General features: G+C 42.3%; 13 protein-coding genes and 1 pseudogene. 10 read left to right on the plus strand and 4 right to left on the minus strand.

The window, feature by feature from the left end; all coding sequences use genetic code 11:
- Positions 1-9 precede the first annotated feature (9 nt).
- Positions 10-318 (plus strand): PspC domain-containing protein, encoded by a 309-nt coding sequence (locus ACTW1R_RS06840; RefSeq protein WP_010748006.1) that lies wholly within the window; start codon positions 10-12, stop codon positions 316-318.
- Complete coding sequence (locus tag ACTW1R_RS06845; RefSeq protein WP_005225788.1) at positions 318-677, plus strand: phage holin family protein; 360 nt, start codon at positions 318-320, stop codon at positions 675-677. Before ACTW1R_RS06840 ends, ACTW1R_RS06845 begins: the two co-directional genes overlap by 1 nt.
- 63 nt (positions 678-740) lie before the next feature.
- Here the strand turns inward: ACTW1R_RS06845 and ACTW1R_RS06850 are convergent, their stop codons facing one another.
- Positions 741-2,441: a M3 family oligoendopeptidase gene (locus ACTW1R_RS06850; protein ID WP_270290436.1), complete on the minus strand. Its 1,701-nt coding sequence runs from the start codon at positions 2,439-2,441 to the stop codon at positions 741-743.
- A gap of 157 nt (positions 2,442-2,598) precedes the next feature.
- Here ACTW1R_RS06850 and hprK point away from each other — a divergent pair, with 157 nt between their 5' ends.
- The 6 genes from hprK to ACTW1R_RS06880 all read left to right on the plus strand — a co-directional run bounded on the left by hprK (position 2,599) and on the right by ACTW1R_RS06880 (position 7,699).
- Positions 2,599-3,534, plus strand: a complete 936-nt coding sequence (gene hprK, locus ACTW1R_RS06855) for an HPr(Ser) kinase/phosphatase (RefSeq protein WP_005225790.1) — start codon at positions 2,599-2,601, stop codon at positions 3,532-3,534.
- Between the two features lie 14 nt (positions 3,535-3,548).
- The gene (lgt, locus tag ACTW1R_RS06860) at positions 3,549-4,379 is read left to right on the plus strand and encodes a prolipoprotein diacylglyceryl transferase (protein ID WP_010748008.1); all 831 of its coding nucleotides are present in this window, start codon (positions 3,549-3,551) and stop codon (positions 4,377-4,379) included.
- Between the two features lie 75 nt (positions 4,380-4,454).
- Positions 4,455-5,483, plus strand: a complete 1,029-nt coding sequence (locus ACTW1R_RS06865; protein WP_142967238.1) for an NAD(P)H-dependent glycerol-3-phosphate dehydrogenase — start codon at positions 4,455-4,457, stop codon at positions 5,481-5,483.
- 17 nt (positions 5,484-5,500) lie between these two features.
- Positions 5,501-6,418, plus strand: a complete 918-nt coding sequence (gene galU, locus ACTW1R_RS06870) for a UTP--glucose-1-phosphate uridylyltransferase GalU (protein WP_034858037.1) — start codon at positions 5,501-5,503, stop codon at positions 6,416-6,418.
- Positions 6,419-6,578: 160 nt separating this feature from the next.
- Positions 6,579-7,004: a DUF948 domain-containing protein gene (locus tag ACTW1R_RS06875; RefSeq protein WP_005235398.1), complete on the plus strand. Its 426-nt coding sequence runs from the start codon at positions 6,579-6,581 to the stop codon at positions 7,002-7,004.
- Positions 7,005-7,018: 14 nt separating this feature from the next.
- Entirely contained in the window at positions 7,019-7,699 is a 681-nt protein-coding gene (locus tag ACTW1R_RS06880; RefSeq protein ID WP_016610287.1) for a YtxH domain-containing protein, read from the plus strand.
- Positions 7,700-7,782: 83 nt separating this feature from the next.
- Here the strand turns inward: ACTW1R_RS06880 and ACTW1R_RS06885 are convergent.
- A pseudogene (locus tag ACTW1R_RS06885) lies at positions 7,783-8,663 on the minus strand (NAD-dependent epimerase/dehydratase family protein).
- A 54-nt stretch (positions 8,664-8,717) separates the two neighbouring features.
- Positions 8,718-9,818 (minus strand): M24 family metallopeptidase, encoded by a 1,101-nt coding sequence (locus ACTW1R_RS06890; RefSeq protein WP_270290433.1) that lies wholly within the window; start codon positions 9,816-9,818, stop codon positions 8,718-8,720.
- 194 nt (positions 9,819-10,012) lie between these two features.
- Here ACTW1R_RS06890 and ccpA point away from each other — a divergent pair, with 194 nt between their 5' ends.
- A complete protein-coding gene (gene ccpA, locus ACTW1R_RS06895) occupies positions 10,013-11,011 on the plus strand; it encodes a catabolite control protein A (protein ID WP_005225798.1) in 999 nt (332 codons plus the stop codon).
- A 143-nt stretch (positions 11,012-11,154) separates the two neighbouring features.
- On the opposite strand, the gene ACTW1R_RS06900 is transcribed toward ccpA, so the two are convergent.
- Positions 11,155-13,599 (minus strand): transglycosylase domain-containing protein, encoded by a 2,445-nt coding sequence (locus ACTW1R_RS06900; RefSeq protein ID WP_034868505.1) that lies wholly within the window; start codon positions 13,597-13,599, stop codon positions 11,155-11,157.
- Positions 13,600-13,861: 262 nt separating this feature from the next.
- On the opposite strand from ACTW1R_RS06900, the gene tyrS reads away from it, so the two are divergent.
- Positions 13,862-15,124 carry a tyrosine--tRNA ligase gene (tyrS, locus tag ACTW1R_RS06905; RefSeq protein WP_005225800.1) on the plus strand — a complete coding sequence of 421 codons (1,263 nt, stop codon included), beginning with the start codon at positions 13,862-13,864 and terminating at the stop codon, positions 15,122-15,124.
- The last annotated feature ends 60 nt before the right edge of the window (positions 15,125-15,184 follow it).

Raw genomic sequence — 15,184 nt, forward strand, 5'->3', positions numbered from 1 at the left:
TGTAGATAAATGAACAAAAAATTAACAAAATCAGCCAATAACGTTGTCATTACAGGTACTCTAGGGGGGCTGGCAGAATACTTGCGAATTGATCCAACCATCGTTCGCGTGATCTATGTCTTTCTATCTTTAGTGACTGCTGCGTTTCCTGGAATCACTTTATATATCATCATGGCGGTCTTGATTCCTTCTGGTCGCAAGAGTACCTCAGGATATGGCCACGACAATCACTACTACAAGCAAAACAAATACAATGAAGCAAATCGTCCCCGTAAAGAAGCGGAAAAGGTGGAGGATGAGGACTGGAGTGACTTCTAGTGTCTTATTTTCAACGGCTTATCATGAATACACTGACGTTTGTCACATTGGCGGTTCTATTACCAAATATGATCCATGTTCAAAGCATTATGACTGCAGTGATCGCCAGTTTCGTACTGTCGATCCTGAATGCTTTGATTAAACCAATTCTGATCGTCATTTCATTTCCATTGACTTTACTGACGCTTGGTTTCTTCACTTTTGTGATCAATGCGCTCATGCTGAATTTGACTTCATATTTTGTTGGGTCAGCCAACTTCGGCTTCTCCTCGTTTGGGGCAGCGCTATTAGTGGCACTGATCATGTCAGTAATCAATATGATCGTGACCGAACACCATATCGAAAAATATTCACGTTAAAAAGACGTTTCACGTTTTCTCCCACTAGCTATGAAGCTAGTGGAGAAACGGAAACGTCTTTTTTTAGTTTAACTGTTCTTCTTTGATAGCAGCAAGGTACGTATCTACTGCCTGTAACGTCTCATCAAGCGCCCCTTTTTCAAAAGGTGAACGCAAATGAGCAAGAGACAAGATCTCAAGGAATGTTTTCGTGCCGCCGACTTCGCAGATGGCCAAATAATCTTGCCAAGCGGTTTCGTCTTTTGCCACGATGAATCGATACCAAAATTGGAACGCACACACTTGCGCCAATGTATAATCGATATAATAGAAAGGTGATTCAAAAATATGCCCTTGTCTAAACCAATACAAGCCACGATCAAGGTCTGGATATTCTGAATAATCCCGTTCTGGGCAATATTGGCGCTCTAATTCCCGCCAATGGGCTTTGCGCTGTGCTGGTGACCACTCAGGATGCTCATAAACGTCTTGTTGGAAGTGATCCACTAAAACGCCATAAGGCAAAAATTGCAGGCTGCTAGCAAGATGCGCAAATTTGTATTTTTCTGTTTCTTCTTCAAAAAAGGCATCCATCCATGGCCAGGCGATAAACTCCATCGACATTGAATGGATCTCGCAAGACTCATAATTGGGAAAGAGAATTTCCGGTTCTTTGATCCAACGAGAGCGAAAGGCTTGAAACGCGTGGCCAGCTTCGTGGGTCAAAACATCGACATCACCAGAAGTGCCGTTAAAGTTGGCAAAGATAAATGGCGATTGATAGTCTTGGATAAACGTACAATAGCCGCCAGATTGTTTGCCTTTTTTGCTTAGTAGATCAAGTAGGTCATGCTCGACCATAAAATCAAAAAATTCGCCAGTTTCAGGGGATAGTTCCTGATACATCACACGGGCTTTTTCTACTAGTTCTTCAGGAGTTCCTTTAGGCTCTGCGTTACCACTAGGATAAACAAGCGGCAGGTCGGTAAAGGTTGCCTGAGTCAATTGATTACGCTGCGCCTGTCTTTGGTACAGTTTTTGGGTAATTGGGACGACTTTTTCTAAAATTTCCCGACGATAGGTCTCGATCATTGAACGATCATAGTCCCAACGATTCATTTGGGTGTCCGCAAAGGCAACATAATTTTCAAAGCCGAGCTTGTGGGCGATCTCGGTACGAACCTTGACCATCTCGTCATAAATTTGATCAAAACGGTCTTCATTTTCCGTGAAGAAAGCCGTTTGTTTTTCAAACGCTTCTTTTCGAACACTGCGATCTTTGTTTTCGGTAAATGGTCGCAGTTGTGCGAGGGTATAGGTTTGTCCTTGGAAGTCGATTTGGGCAGAAGCGACCAATTTGCTGTAATCAGAAGCCAATTGGTTTTCTTTTTGAAACAATTCGATCAAGGCCTCATCAAAAAGCTTCACACGGCTTTCGGCAAATAAAAAAAGTGTTTCTGGATATTCGGCTTTTAATTCATCTAAGACAGGTGAAGCCAGGAGTGCTTGATAGAATTGAAAATCCAGAGCTTCAAAATGAGGCTGGTATTCATTCCAAAAAGTGTCTTCTGCTTCATAAAAGGCATCGTTGGTATCGATCGAATAGCGGATCGAAGCCAAGTTCATTGCGGTATCGATCGTTCCTCTTAGTTCGTTCAAAGCATCAAGGGCTTGCTTCGCCTCCGAGAAGGTATCGGCTGACTGAAGGTTTGCTAATGCTTTTTTGAATGTTTCTTGATAAACTGGAAAATCAGGGCGTTGATACTTGTATGCTGAAAATTTCATTAAAAATCCCTCCTTAGTAAAATAATAACACAAACGAAAAAGAATGAGGACTTCTATTGGCGAAGGTAGTAACTTTACTGATAGAATGATAAAATAGAACCAGAGTGTCGTTTACAAGAAACAGCGGCAAGAATCATTGAGAAAAGAGGGAAAACCTATGGCAGAAACCGTCAAAGTCAGCGAGCTGGCGGAGGCTTTAAATTTAGAGATAGTTGAAGGAACTGAAAACAGTTTAGAAAGAGAAATCATTACCGGCGATATTTCCCGACCTGGTTTGGAATTGACGGGTTATTTTAATTACTATTCCCATGATCGTCTGCAATTATTCGGCAGCAAAGAGATCACCTTTGCGGAACGGATGATGCCAGAAGAACGCTTGATGGTGATGCGCAAAATGTGTGCCGAGGATACCCCAGGGTTTATCGTTTCTCGCGGCTTGGAAGTACCAGCAGAAATGATTCAAGCCTGCAAAGAGCATGAGATCACAATTTTGCGTTCGCCCATCTCAACCTCACGTTTGCAAGGAGAGCTTTCTAGTTTCCTCGATGGGCGCTTAGCCACAAGAACCAGTGTCCATGGGGTATTAGTGGATGTCTATGGGCTAGGTGTTTTGATTCAAGGCGATAGCGGAATTGGGAAAAGCGAAACAGCCTTAGAGTTAATCAAACGTGGGCATCGGTTGATCGCTGACGATCGGGTGGACGTGTATAAGCAAGATGAATTGACTTTGGTAGGGGAACCGCCGAAAATCTTGCAGCACTTGATCGAGATCCGCGGAATCGGGATCATCGATGTCATGAATCTTTTTGGTGCCAGTGCCGTACGAGGGTATATGCAGGTTCAAGTAGCGGTGTATTTAGAAGCTTGGGCGAAAGACAAAAAGTATGATCGACTAGGAACCGATGATACGACGGTTGAAATTGGTGGCGTCGATGTACCACAAATCAAGATCCCCGTAAAAACTGGTCGAAATGTTGCGATCATTATCGAAGTCGCTGCCATGAATTTCCGAGCGAAAACGATGGGCTACGATGCAACGAAGACCTTTGAAAATCGATTGACGCAATTGATCGAAGAAAATTCTGGAAACTAGAGAGGATAAGATAGATGTTAGGTTTAGTAAATCGAGTCGCATTTGAACTATTTGGTTTGCCGATTTATTGGTATGCGATCATTATCGTATCAGGCGTGATCATTGCTATGTGGTTAAGCACGAGAGAGGCAGTTCGTGTCGGGCTCAAGCCAGATGATGTGACTGATTTTATGTTGATTGGATTGCCAGTAGCGATCATTGGTGCGCGGCTTTATTATATTCTGTTTGACTTGCAATACTACATTGATGACCCAAGTCAAATTTTCAATATTCGCTCTGGTGGGATCGCGATCTACGGCGCACTGATCGCCGGAGGGATCTGGCTGTACTTTTTCTGCCAACGAAATTTTATTTCTCCCTGGACCTTCTTAGACATCGCCGCACCAAGTGTCTTATTGGCACAAGGCATCGGGCGTTGGGGCAACTTTATGAACCATGAAGCATTTGGCGCTGAAGTCAGCCGCTCCTTCTTAGAAAGTTTGTATATACCGAAATTTATTATCGATAATATGTATATCGATGAAGCGTATCGGCAGCCGACCTTTCTTTATGAATCGGTTTGGAACGTGATTGGATTTATCGTTTTGATCTTCTTGCGTAAGAAAACTGGGTTATTAAAAGAAGGCGAAGTCTTCTTGAGCTACTTGATTTGGTATGGATTCGGGCGCTTCTTTATTGAAGGAATGCGTACCGATAGTTTATACTTATTTGGTGGAATCCGTGTGTCACAGGCACTTTCCGCTTTATTGTTCTTCGGAGCGATCGCTTTAATGATCTGGCGCAGGAAAAAACAAGCGTTAAAGGATTACAACCGCAGCTTTGGTAAGAACCAAGCGATTATCTAAACAGTTATTTTATCGAACTTATGGTAAAATGATGAAGTGCATGAATTTGCGAAAAGGATAGAGGAGGTTTCCATAGTGAAACAGAAAATCGCCGTCTTAGGTCCCGGATCATGGGGGACTGCTTTGGCACAAGTCTTGTCTGAAAATGGACATGAAGTGACTATTTGGGGGAACAATCCCGCCCAAATCGATGAAATCAATACGTATCATACGAATCGGCATTACTTGCCAGATCTGAAGCTTCCTGAAAATATTCTAGGCTGTAAAGATTTAGAAGAGGCGATCCAAGGGGCAGATGCCGTCTTGTTTGTCGTACCAACTAAAGCGATTCGTGCCGTGGCACAAGAATTCACTAAGAAAACAACCGGCAAGCCAGTCATTATCCATGCCTCAAAAGGGTTAGAACAAGGCAGTCATAAACGAATCTCAGAAGTACTTGCCGAAGAGATCCCAGCTGATAAACGGCAAGAAATCGTGGTCTTGTCAGGACCATCTCATGCAGAAGAAGTCGCTGTCCATGATATCACCACGATCACGGCAGCTTCAGAAAATGAAGCGGCTGCTAAGTATGTACAAGAGCTATTTATGAATGATTACTTTAGAATCTACACGAATAACGATGTGATCGGTGTCGAAACTGGCGCCGCTTTGAAAAACATCATCGCCATTGGTGCCGGTGCTATCGCAGGACTTGGCTTTGGGGATGATGCGAAGGCAGCGATCATGACCCGTGGGTTAGCAGAAATCAGTCGTCTTGGTGTGGCAATGGGTGCCAATCCTTTAACCTTTATCGGATTGAGTGGGGTTGGCGATTTGATCGTCACTTGTACCAGTATCCATTCACGGAATTGGCGTGCAGGAAACCTATTAGGAAAAGGCCATAGCTTAGATGAAGTATTAGACAATATGGGAATGATCGTTGAAGGAGTTTCAACCACAAAAGCTGCCCGCGAATTAGCAGAAGCTTTGTCGGTGGAAATGCCAATCACAGAAACGATTTATTCGGTCTTGTATGAAGGCAAAGACATCAAGCAAGCAGCGAAAGATATTATGCTGCGAGACGGCAAAGAAGAAAACGAATTTTCGGTAGATCAATCATTATGATTAAAGGAGCGAGTCACATGAATGTCAAAAAAGCAGTTATCCCAGCAGCTGGTCTAGGTACCCGATTTTTACCAGCTACAAAAGCAATGGCAAAGGAAATGTTGCCGATCGTTGACAAACCAACGATTCAGTTTATCGTGGAAGAAGCTTTACAATCGGGGATCGAAGATATTTTGATCGTAACAGGGAAAGCAAAGCGTCCAATCGAAGACCATTTCGATGCCAATTTAGAATTAGAGATGAATCTAAAAGAAAAAGGCAAGACGGAGCTTTTGAAATTAGTGGAAGAAACAACTGACGTAAATCTTCACTTCATTCGCCAATCTCATCCGAAAGGATTAGGCCATGCCGTATTACAGGCTCGGGCATTTGTCGGAAATGAACCGTTTGTAGTTATGCTAGGTGATGACTTGATGGAAGATCAAGTACCATTGACGAAACAGTTGATCGATAATTATGAAAAAACGCATGCATCAACGATCGCTGTCATGGATGTTCCTCATGAAGATACATCAAAATACGGGATCATTGATCCTGGTATGGAAGTTGAAAAAGGCTTGTTCAATGTCAAAAACTTTGTTGAAAAACCAGCGCCAGAAAATGCGCCAAGTGATTTAGCAATTATTGGTCGCTACTTGCTGACCCCTGAAATTTTTGATATTTTAGCCAATCAAGAACCAGGTGCTGGTGGCGAGATCCAATTGACGGATGCCATCGACACATTAAATAAAACCCAACGCGTGTTTGCTCATCAATTTACCGGCAAGCGTTACGATGTTGGAGACAAATTCGGTTTCTTAAAAACAAGTATCGAGTATGGTCTAGTGCACCCTGAAGTCAAAGACAGCTTGAAAGAGTATTTGATCGAGTTAGGAAAAGAACTAGCTCCGGCTCACAAAGAAGTCAAAGAAGCACCGAAAGCGTCAAAAAAATAACAAAAACTCCTAAACAAGGCGATTTCTAATGAAATTGCTTTGTTTTTTTATTATTTCCTGTTGAAAGCGGATAATTTTCTTAAAAATGCAGTCTTTTATTTGTAGAAAGTGCAGTGAAATGCTATTCTTAATATAAGTAAATGGGGAAAGGAGCCATTCTATGTCAGGAGGAGAACTAGCTGCATTGATTGCTGCGATTGCATTTGTCGTATTGGTCATTTTCGTCGTTCGTTTGTTGATGCAAGTCAGCAAGACAATGACCAAAGTAGACAAAACGGTCGAAGAGGCAAACACAACCATCCGTGTCATTACCAAAGACGTTGATATTCTTTCAAAAGAGGTTGAAGGTCTTTTGGTAAAAACGAATGAGCTTTTACAAGATGTGAACGGAAAAGTCGCAACCATCGATCCTTTGTTCACAGCAGTTGCAGATCTAAGTACCAGTGTTTCAGAACTAAATGTTTCTGGAAAAAATTTAATTACGCGCGTGGGTAGTCTTGGCCGGACCACTGCCAAAGCAACGGTAGCTGGAAAAGTCGGTCAAACAGCCATGAAATTTTTCAAAGACAAAAATAACCAAAAATAAAAGGAGGACTTTCAATGAGTAAAAAAGGCGGATTTTTATTAGGAGCAATCATCGGAGGAACAGCGGCAGCAGCAGCAGCACTTTTGTTGGCGCCAGAATCTGGTAAAACATTAAGAAATAAATTAGCAAAACAAGCAGACGATTTATTAGATAAAGCATCTGATTATGGTGATTTAGCCAAAGAAAGAAGTACGGATCTTGTCGATATCGCTAAAGACAAAGCGGCAAAACTAAGCGAGCAAGCATCTGACTTCACCGGTTCTTTAACAGCGAAAGTCGATGACTTAAAAGAAACAGCAGCTGGTTCATCAGAAGAAACCGTTGAAGAGTTAAAGAAACAAGCAGGTGATCTATCAGAACGCTTCAAAAAATCAGCGAACGAGGTCAAAGAATCAGCGAAAGATGCCAAAGTAGATGCTGATGACACGGTGCAAGATATCATCATTGATGCAAAATCTTCTGCAGCGGATATGAAACAAACCGTCAAAGAAGGGGCACAAGAAGCAAAACCTGTCGTTGAAGAAGCCAAAAAAGACGGTCAAGCAGCCGCAGCTGATTTGAAAAAAGAAGCTGGAAAAGCAGCAGATGATGCCAAAAAAACAGCGAAAGCAGAAACAAAAGATGCCAAAGCTGACTTAGAAGATGCGAAAGAAGAATTAAAAGATACATTAGAAAAAAACAATCCTGAAGCATAAGTAAGGATACCAAAATTTGATTACTTCAAAAGATAAAACGTTCGCCAGTAAAATCGGCGAACGTTTTTTTGTGATTTTGGTAGTTATTCGCTTGATGCTTGGGTGATTTCCCAATCACAAAGTTGATAGAGCCAATCCTGCAGGTGACTGAATGGAAAGCCAATTTCCTCAGCGAGACCAACATTGATCGAATAAGCAGGTGTACCATTATAAGGGCCTTGATCGCCTGTTTCTGAAAAGAGCGGGGAAAGACCAGTTTTTTTCGTTACGTATTGCAGCACTTCTTCTAAGGAAACTGTACCTTTTGACGCACCATTGATGGGTCCTGTGAACGAGCTGGTACCTAGAAACGCTAAAAATTTACCAGCCTCTTGGGCATCCACAAAGCCCATTTGATGCGTTAGATTATCGACAGCCATTGGCTTTTGCTTTATCAGATGGTCAATGTAAAAGGTAAAACGTTTTGTGTAATCATCTGCACCGATCACATAAGGAAAGCGGACAAAAACGGACGAGATCTGACTGTATTTTTGGGTCAGGATCTCTTTTATACGGTTCGCTTGCCTTGTGCATAATCGACCTCCTCAGAGCTGACCAGTCTGAAGGGTTCTTTAGCAGGGTCAAAATCCGCTTCAATCAAATCGAAATGTAATTCATGATACGCAGACATTGAGCTAGTAACGATGTAGCGCTTCGGTGTGACATGACGCAGTAGAATCTCAATGTCGTTGGAAGTATAAGCAATATTGTCAAAAATGACATCATAGGTTTCTTTTGTTAATGCCGTTTTGATACTTTCTTCGTCCGTGCGATCGAAGATGATTCTGTTGACTTGATCGCCAAAGGAATCTTTCGTGTTCCCTCGGGTAGCGATCGTCACGTTCAATCCTTGATCAATTAGTGATTGGACCAAATATTTACCGAAAAAACGCGTGCCGCCTAAAACCAACACTTTTTTACTCATAAGAACACTCCTTTTCATGTAATGCCAACATGTTGCGCCGTTTCATTAGGAAAATCAAGATAAGATCAATAATTCTTTTGCTGTTTTGGTAAAAGGTACACAGCCATCTGCTGTGACATACACACAGTCTTCAATGCGGACACCGACCTGATCTGGTAAATAAATGCCCGGTTCGATAGAGAAGCACATGCCTTCTTCGATCACTAAATCATTGCCAGTGATCAAAGAGGGGAACTCATGAACCGTGGTCCCGATGCCGTGACCTAGACGATGGTTGAAGTAGTCGCCGTAGCCATAGCCAGTAATCACATCACGAGCAATCTTGTCTAATTCTCCAGCGGTAATCCCAGGTTTGACCGCTGCTTGCGCTGCTAGTTCTGCTTCAAGAACGATGTCATAAATTTTTCTTTGTAATGCAGTCGGTTCTTTATAGGCAACCGTTCTGGTTGCATCACTGCAATATCCTTTCCAAATGACCCCTAGGTCAAACAAGACGAGTTCATTGGCAGTCACTTTGCGGTCACCAGGTACGCCATGAGGACTTGCTGCATTGGCACCAGCTAACACCGTCGTATCGAAGGACATATGGGAAACCCCACGTTTTTTCAACTCGTACTCAATTTCTGCCACGATTGCCATTTCGCTGACGCCTTCTTTGATGGCAGCAAACCCAATCTCAAAAGCAACATCTGCCCAGTTGCCAGCTTCTAGCAAGGTGTCAATTTCAGCAGCCGTTTTGGTTAACTGCATTTTTTGAATGACCGGAGTCACATCTAAAGAAAAATCGGTCTGTGGCAAAAACCGTTTCAATGCTTCATAGCGCTCGACGGAAAGGTCATTTTTTTCTAGTGCCAAGGAAGAAACTTGGTAACGAGAGGTCAATTCCTGACAGATTTTCGCCCAAGGGTCTTCGCTATCGAGATAACCGATAATATCAAAGGGCCAGCCACTATTTTTTGCTTCTTCTACTTCCAGAGCTGGTGTGAAAAGAAAGGGATCTTTTCCAGGTGCGACAAACAAAGCAAGGACCCGTTCATGAGGTTCACTTTTAAAACCTGAAAAATAAGCGATTGTTGCTGGATTAGAAATATAGGCAACATCTGCGCCATTGGTTTTCAACCAGCCATTTAACTCATTGATTTTTTTATCATTCATTTGAAAAAACCTTCTTTCAAGTATTCTTTTTCTATTTTATCATGCTTTAGAAGAGAATAGGGGCGGGGAAAGTAGGAAATTGCTAAGTTTTCATGAAAACAAAATTAAAACGGTTGCAAATACGGAAAAAATTTGCTATCCTAACAAAGAAATGTAAATAAGATTTTCTGAAAATAGAATAAGGGAGATATATCATGGAAAAACAAACAATTACGATTTATGATGTTGCACGGGAAGCGAATGTATCGATGGCAACTGTTTCACGGGTAGTCAACGGAAATCCAAATGTAAAACCAGCAACTCGTAAGAAAGTGCTGGAAGTGATCGACCGCTTGGATTATCGTCCAAACGCAGTTGCTCGAGGGTTAGCAAGTAAAAAGACCACGACTGTTGGTGTCATCATTCCTGATGTCAGCAATATGTTCTTCTCATCACTTGCTCGTGGGATCGATGATGTAGCGACCATGTATAAATACAATATCATCTTAGCCAACTCTGATGGCGATACGATGAAAGAAGTCAACGTTTTGAACAACTTGTTAGCAAAGCAAGTGGACGGCGTTATCTTCATGGGTCATCGCATCACGGATGAGATTCGCGGAGAATTCTCTCGCTCAAAAACACCAGTCGTTTTAGCTGGTTCGATCGATCCTGATGAACAAGTAGGAAGTGTCAATATCGATTACACAGCAGCTGCCAAAGATGCTGTTTCATTATTGGCGAAAAACAATCAAAAAATCGCTTTTGTCAGCGGTGCTTTGATCGATCCAATCAATGGCCAAAACCGCTTGAAAGGCTATAAAGAAGCCTTGAAAGAAAACAACCTTGAATATTCTGAAGGGTTGATCTTTGAATCACCATACAGCTTTAAAGAAGGCTTAGCCTTAGTTGATCGCATCATCAACAGTGGTGCAACAGCAGCTTATGTCACAGACGATGAGTTAGCCATCGGTGTCTTAGATGGTTTGTTAGACAAAGGTGTTAAAGTTCCTGAAGATTTCGAGATCATCACCAGCAACAATTCATTATTGGCTGAAGCAGCTCGTCCACGCTTATCAAGTGTGACGCAACCATTGTATGATATGGGTGCCGTTGCGATGCGTCTATTGACAAAAATGATGAACAAAGAAGATGTAGAACAAAAAACGATCGTCTTGCCTTACGGTATTTCAGAAAAAAGCTCTACGAAATAAGCAGCGATTTGATCAAACGATCAGTGGAACAACGCCTTGTTGTTCCACTTTTTGCTTCAACGATCGTTCGTGTGAGGAGAAAATCTATGGATTTTCTCCTCACACTTTTTTTTGCATAAAAAAACTGATCAGCACAAGGCTGATCAGTCATCATTATTGTTGGTATTTTGTTGATTATTGTCTTGCTGTTCCTCATCGTCATCCTCATCATTTGCCGTAGGTGTAACATTGTTGGATGCGTTATTCGATGATGTATTCGACGAACGGTTTGTTGAACGGCTAGAAGATGCTTTTCTCCAATAGTCAGCGTAGTTTGCATCTGAACCACCGAGTCCAAATTTGAAATCGACCGTATCTGGTCCGCCAGTGGCCCAATACGAAGTAACGGTACTGCTTGGATTGGTATAGGTTCGATTATCGACTCGCACGGTTCCTCCTGGTTGGGTACCAGTAAACTTGGAAACTTGAGCTTTTTTGACATCACTAGAAAGTTCAAACTTCTGATTCACACCAAAGACTTCTTGGTTTGTTTGATAAATACGATTGATCAAGTAAGCCATATAGTTGGCTGTCCGAGTTCCTGCAGCGCTATCGGTCCCTTTATTGTCATCTCGACCTGACCAGCTGCTGATGGTGATCGATGGGGTGGAGACGACTAGCCAAGAGTCCGACCAGTTGTTGGTGGAACCAGTTTTTCCGACCCAATCGGCATTTCCGAGGTTCCAATCCAATCCGCTGATAACCGATTTAAAGGAACTGGTTTTTTGCTCATCGATGACACTGCGCATCATGTCGGTCATGATGGAAGCCGTCGCTTCTGAAAAGACTTGGACAGGTTTGGCTTCATGCTGGTAAAGCACTTCGCCTTCATTGTCTTTGATTGATTCGATGATGTAGCCTTGCTGATAAACACCATTATTGGCAAATGTTTGGAAGCCATTCGTTTGATTCAAGACTGTGACATCTGTAACCCCCAATGGTGCTGATTCATACGCCCAGCTATTATCTTCGGGATAGCCCATTTTGCTTAAATAATTTGTGTAGGCATAAAAATGATCGCCTTCTTTTTCCCAAAGATCTTGGAAAATATTTGTCGCTGCGATATTACTGGAAACCTCCAATGATTCACGAATCGACATGAAGGTATTGGTTCCACGGTTTGTGGCATTGACGATCGGCTCACCGGCGTTTTCTCCTGTCCGCCATTTTGCGGCATAGTCAGAAACCATCGATTCAGAGCCCATTAAGCCACTTTCGATCGCCGGTCCGTAAACCAGCATGGGTTTGATACTTGAACCTGCTTGGCGTTTGGCATCAAAGGCATGGTTGAATTGATTGTCAGCATAGTTACGACCGCCAATAAAGCCTAGTACTTTCCCAGTGGCGTTGTCCATCATGACATTGCCGACTTCGATGGTGGAGTCACCCCAGTTATCTAGCATATAGCCGTATTTGTCGACGGCATCTTGCATCGCATTATAAATATCTTTATCGATCGTTGATGTGACGGTATAGCCGCCATTAACAAGTTTTTGCTGCGCCAATTCGAAGTATTTTTGATAGGTTTCCTCTTTGGCGTATTCTTCGTCACTGACATCATCTTCATCTGCCAGCTGTTTGGCAATAATGTCTTTTGCTTCATTTAACACAGTGTAATAAAGGAAGCTTTGATCCGTTTGTTCAATGGCTTCTTGTTTTTTGAAGTCTTGCTTCAAGTCATAATTAAGCGCCTCTTCGTATTCTTCTTTCGTGATATCGTGGTTACGATACATACTGAAGAGCACGAAGTCTTTCCGTTCTAAGCCAGCGGTCAAGTTTTCCTTGATCTCACCCGTATTTGTATAAGGGCTGTAGACGATCGGGCTTTGTGGCAGACCCGCAATAAAGGCGGCTTGAGGTAAAGACAGGTCAGCTGCGTTGACACCAAAAATTCCTTGCGCCGCTTCTTGCACACCTGCGATATTTTGCCCTTTATTATTTCGACCAAAAGGGGAGATGTTTAAATACATGGTGACGATCTCATCTTTATCGAAAAATTTCTCCACTTCCATGGCTAATAAAATCTCATTGGCTTTGCGTTTAAAGGTCGTTTCACTGGAAAGGATTTGTTGTTTTACCAGCTGCTGGGTCAAAGTGGAACCCCCGCTGCCGCCAAAGCCTGTCGCTTCTGATAATAATGCCCGCACGACTGCTTTTGGTACGACCCCATTATGAATATTAAAATATTCATCCTCTGTTGCGATGATCGCTTTTTTCAAATAATCTGAAATTTGATCGGAATTAACCGACGTTCGCATTAGATCCGAGCGAATCGTTGCGATTTTGCTGCCATCAGCGTATGCGAGTTGAGAAGTCTCTGTGATGTCGGTCAATTCTTTTTGTAACTCATCTTTAGAAGGAGCTGCGGTATCTTCCACAAGAAAAGCAAAGTAGCCGGCACCGATCCCTAAGGCTAAAGAACCGCCTAGAACCAGCAAAGAAATAGCAACTAAGAACAAGGCATGTAAAACCCTAAGACTGATGTTGAAATAGAACCAGCCTCTATTTTTGTTTTCTGTATTCTTTTGATTTTTCGTTTTCTGGGACAAAAAGAGTCACCTCAATAAATTAGAATAGATTCCGTGTAATTATAGCAAAAAACAAGGCGCTTGGGTAGCACCCTATCTGTTATCGAAAGAAGTGTGCGAGAAAATGCCAGTTGGTGTTTGTATTGAACCAGCGATAATAAAGGAAAATGAACGGATTTGCCTAAAAGTTTCTTTTTTGGTAAAGGACTTTGAGAGAAAGACTTTTCATTGACCTCTTTTTCAGTTAAGATGAACAATGAAGCAATTATTAGGAGGAGAAAGAATGAGTACAGACTTTTTTGAAGAGCTAAAGCAACGCGGATTAGTTCATCAGACCACAGACGAAGCAGCCTTGACCAAACAATTAAATGAAGAGTCTGTGAAACTATATATCGGCTTTGATCCTACCGCAGATAGCCTGCATATTGGTCATTTATTGCCTATTTTGATGTTGCGCCGTTTCCAACAAAACGGACATGTGCCGATCGCATTAGTAGGCGGTGGTACAGGAATGATCGGTGACCCATCCTTTAAAGATCAAGAACGTCAATTAAACACACTAGATACCGTTTTAGAATGGTCACAAAGTATCAAGAGCCAATTATCTCGCTTCATTGATTTTGATGACCAAGAAAATCCTGCCATCATTGCCAATAACTATGAGTGGCTAGGGGAATTGAAACTGATTGATTTCTTGCGCGACACTGGGAAAAACTTTACCATCAATTACATGATGAGCAAAGAAAGTGTCAAACGTCGGATCGAAACTGGGATCTCCTACACGGAATTTGCATACCAGCTATTACAAGCCTATGACTTTTTGAATCTTTACGACAACCACGGTTGCTTGTTGCAATTAGGCGGTAGCGATCAATGGGGGAATATCACCTCTGGGATCGAATTATTACGTCGTGAGCGTGAAGTCCAAGGGTTCGGTTTGACTATGCCATTGATCACAAAAGCAGATGGAACGAAATTTGGGAAAACAGAAGGCAATGCGGTTTGGCTAGATGCCAAGAAAACGACGCCTTACGAGTTCTACCAATTCTGGATCAATACGGATGATCGTGATGCAGTCAAATTCTTGAAATATTTCACCTTCTTATCATTAGAAGAAATCGCTGCGATCGAAGCAGAGTTTAACGCTGCACCAGAATCTCGAGCAGCACAAAAAGCTTTGGCAAAAGAAGTCACTACTTTGGTTCATGGGGCAGAGGCTTATGAACAAGCCTTACGCATCTCAGCAAGTTTATTCAGTGGCAATATCAAAGAATTGAACGCTGAAGAGATCGAACAAGGCTTCAAAGGGGTGCCAAGCCATCAGGTAACAGCAGATGATTCTTTGAACATCGTTGAAGTGTTGACGACTGCTAAAATCGAACCATCAAAACGTCAAGCAAGAGAAGACGTTCAAAATGGTGCCATCTACATTAATGGGGAACGCGTCCAAGACCTAACGTACGAGCTCCAAGCAAGTGATCGGATCGGTGGAAAATACGTTGTGATTCGTCGTGGCAAGAAAAAATATTTCTTATTAACATTTTAATCGCAAAAAGCGAACCGCCTTGTTGGTTCGCTTTTTTCAAATTTTTGTAGAGGAAGGGTT

Source organism: Enterococcus sp. R12, from assembly GCF_058135755.1.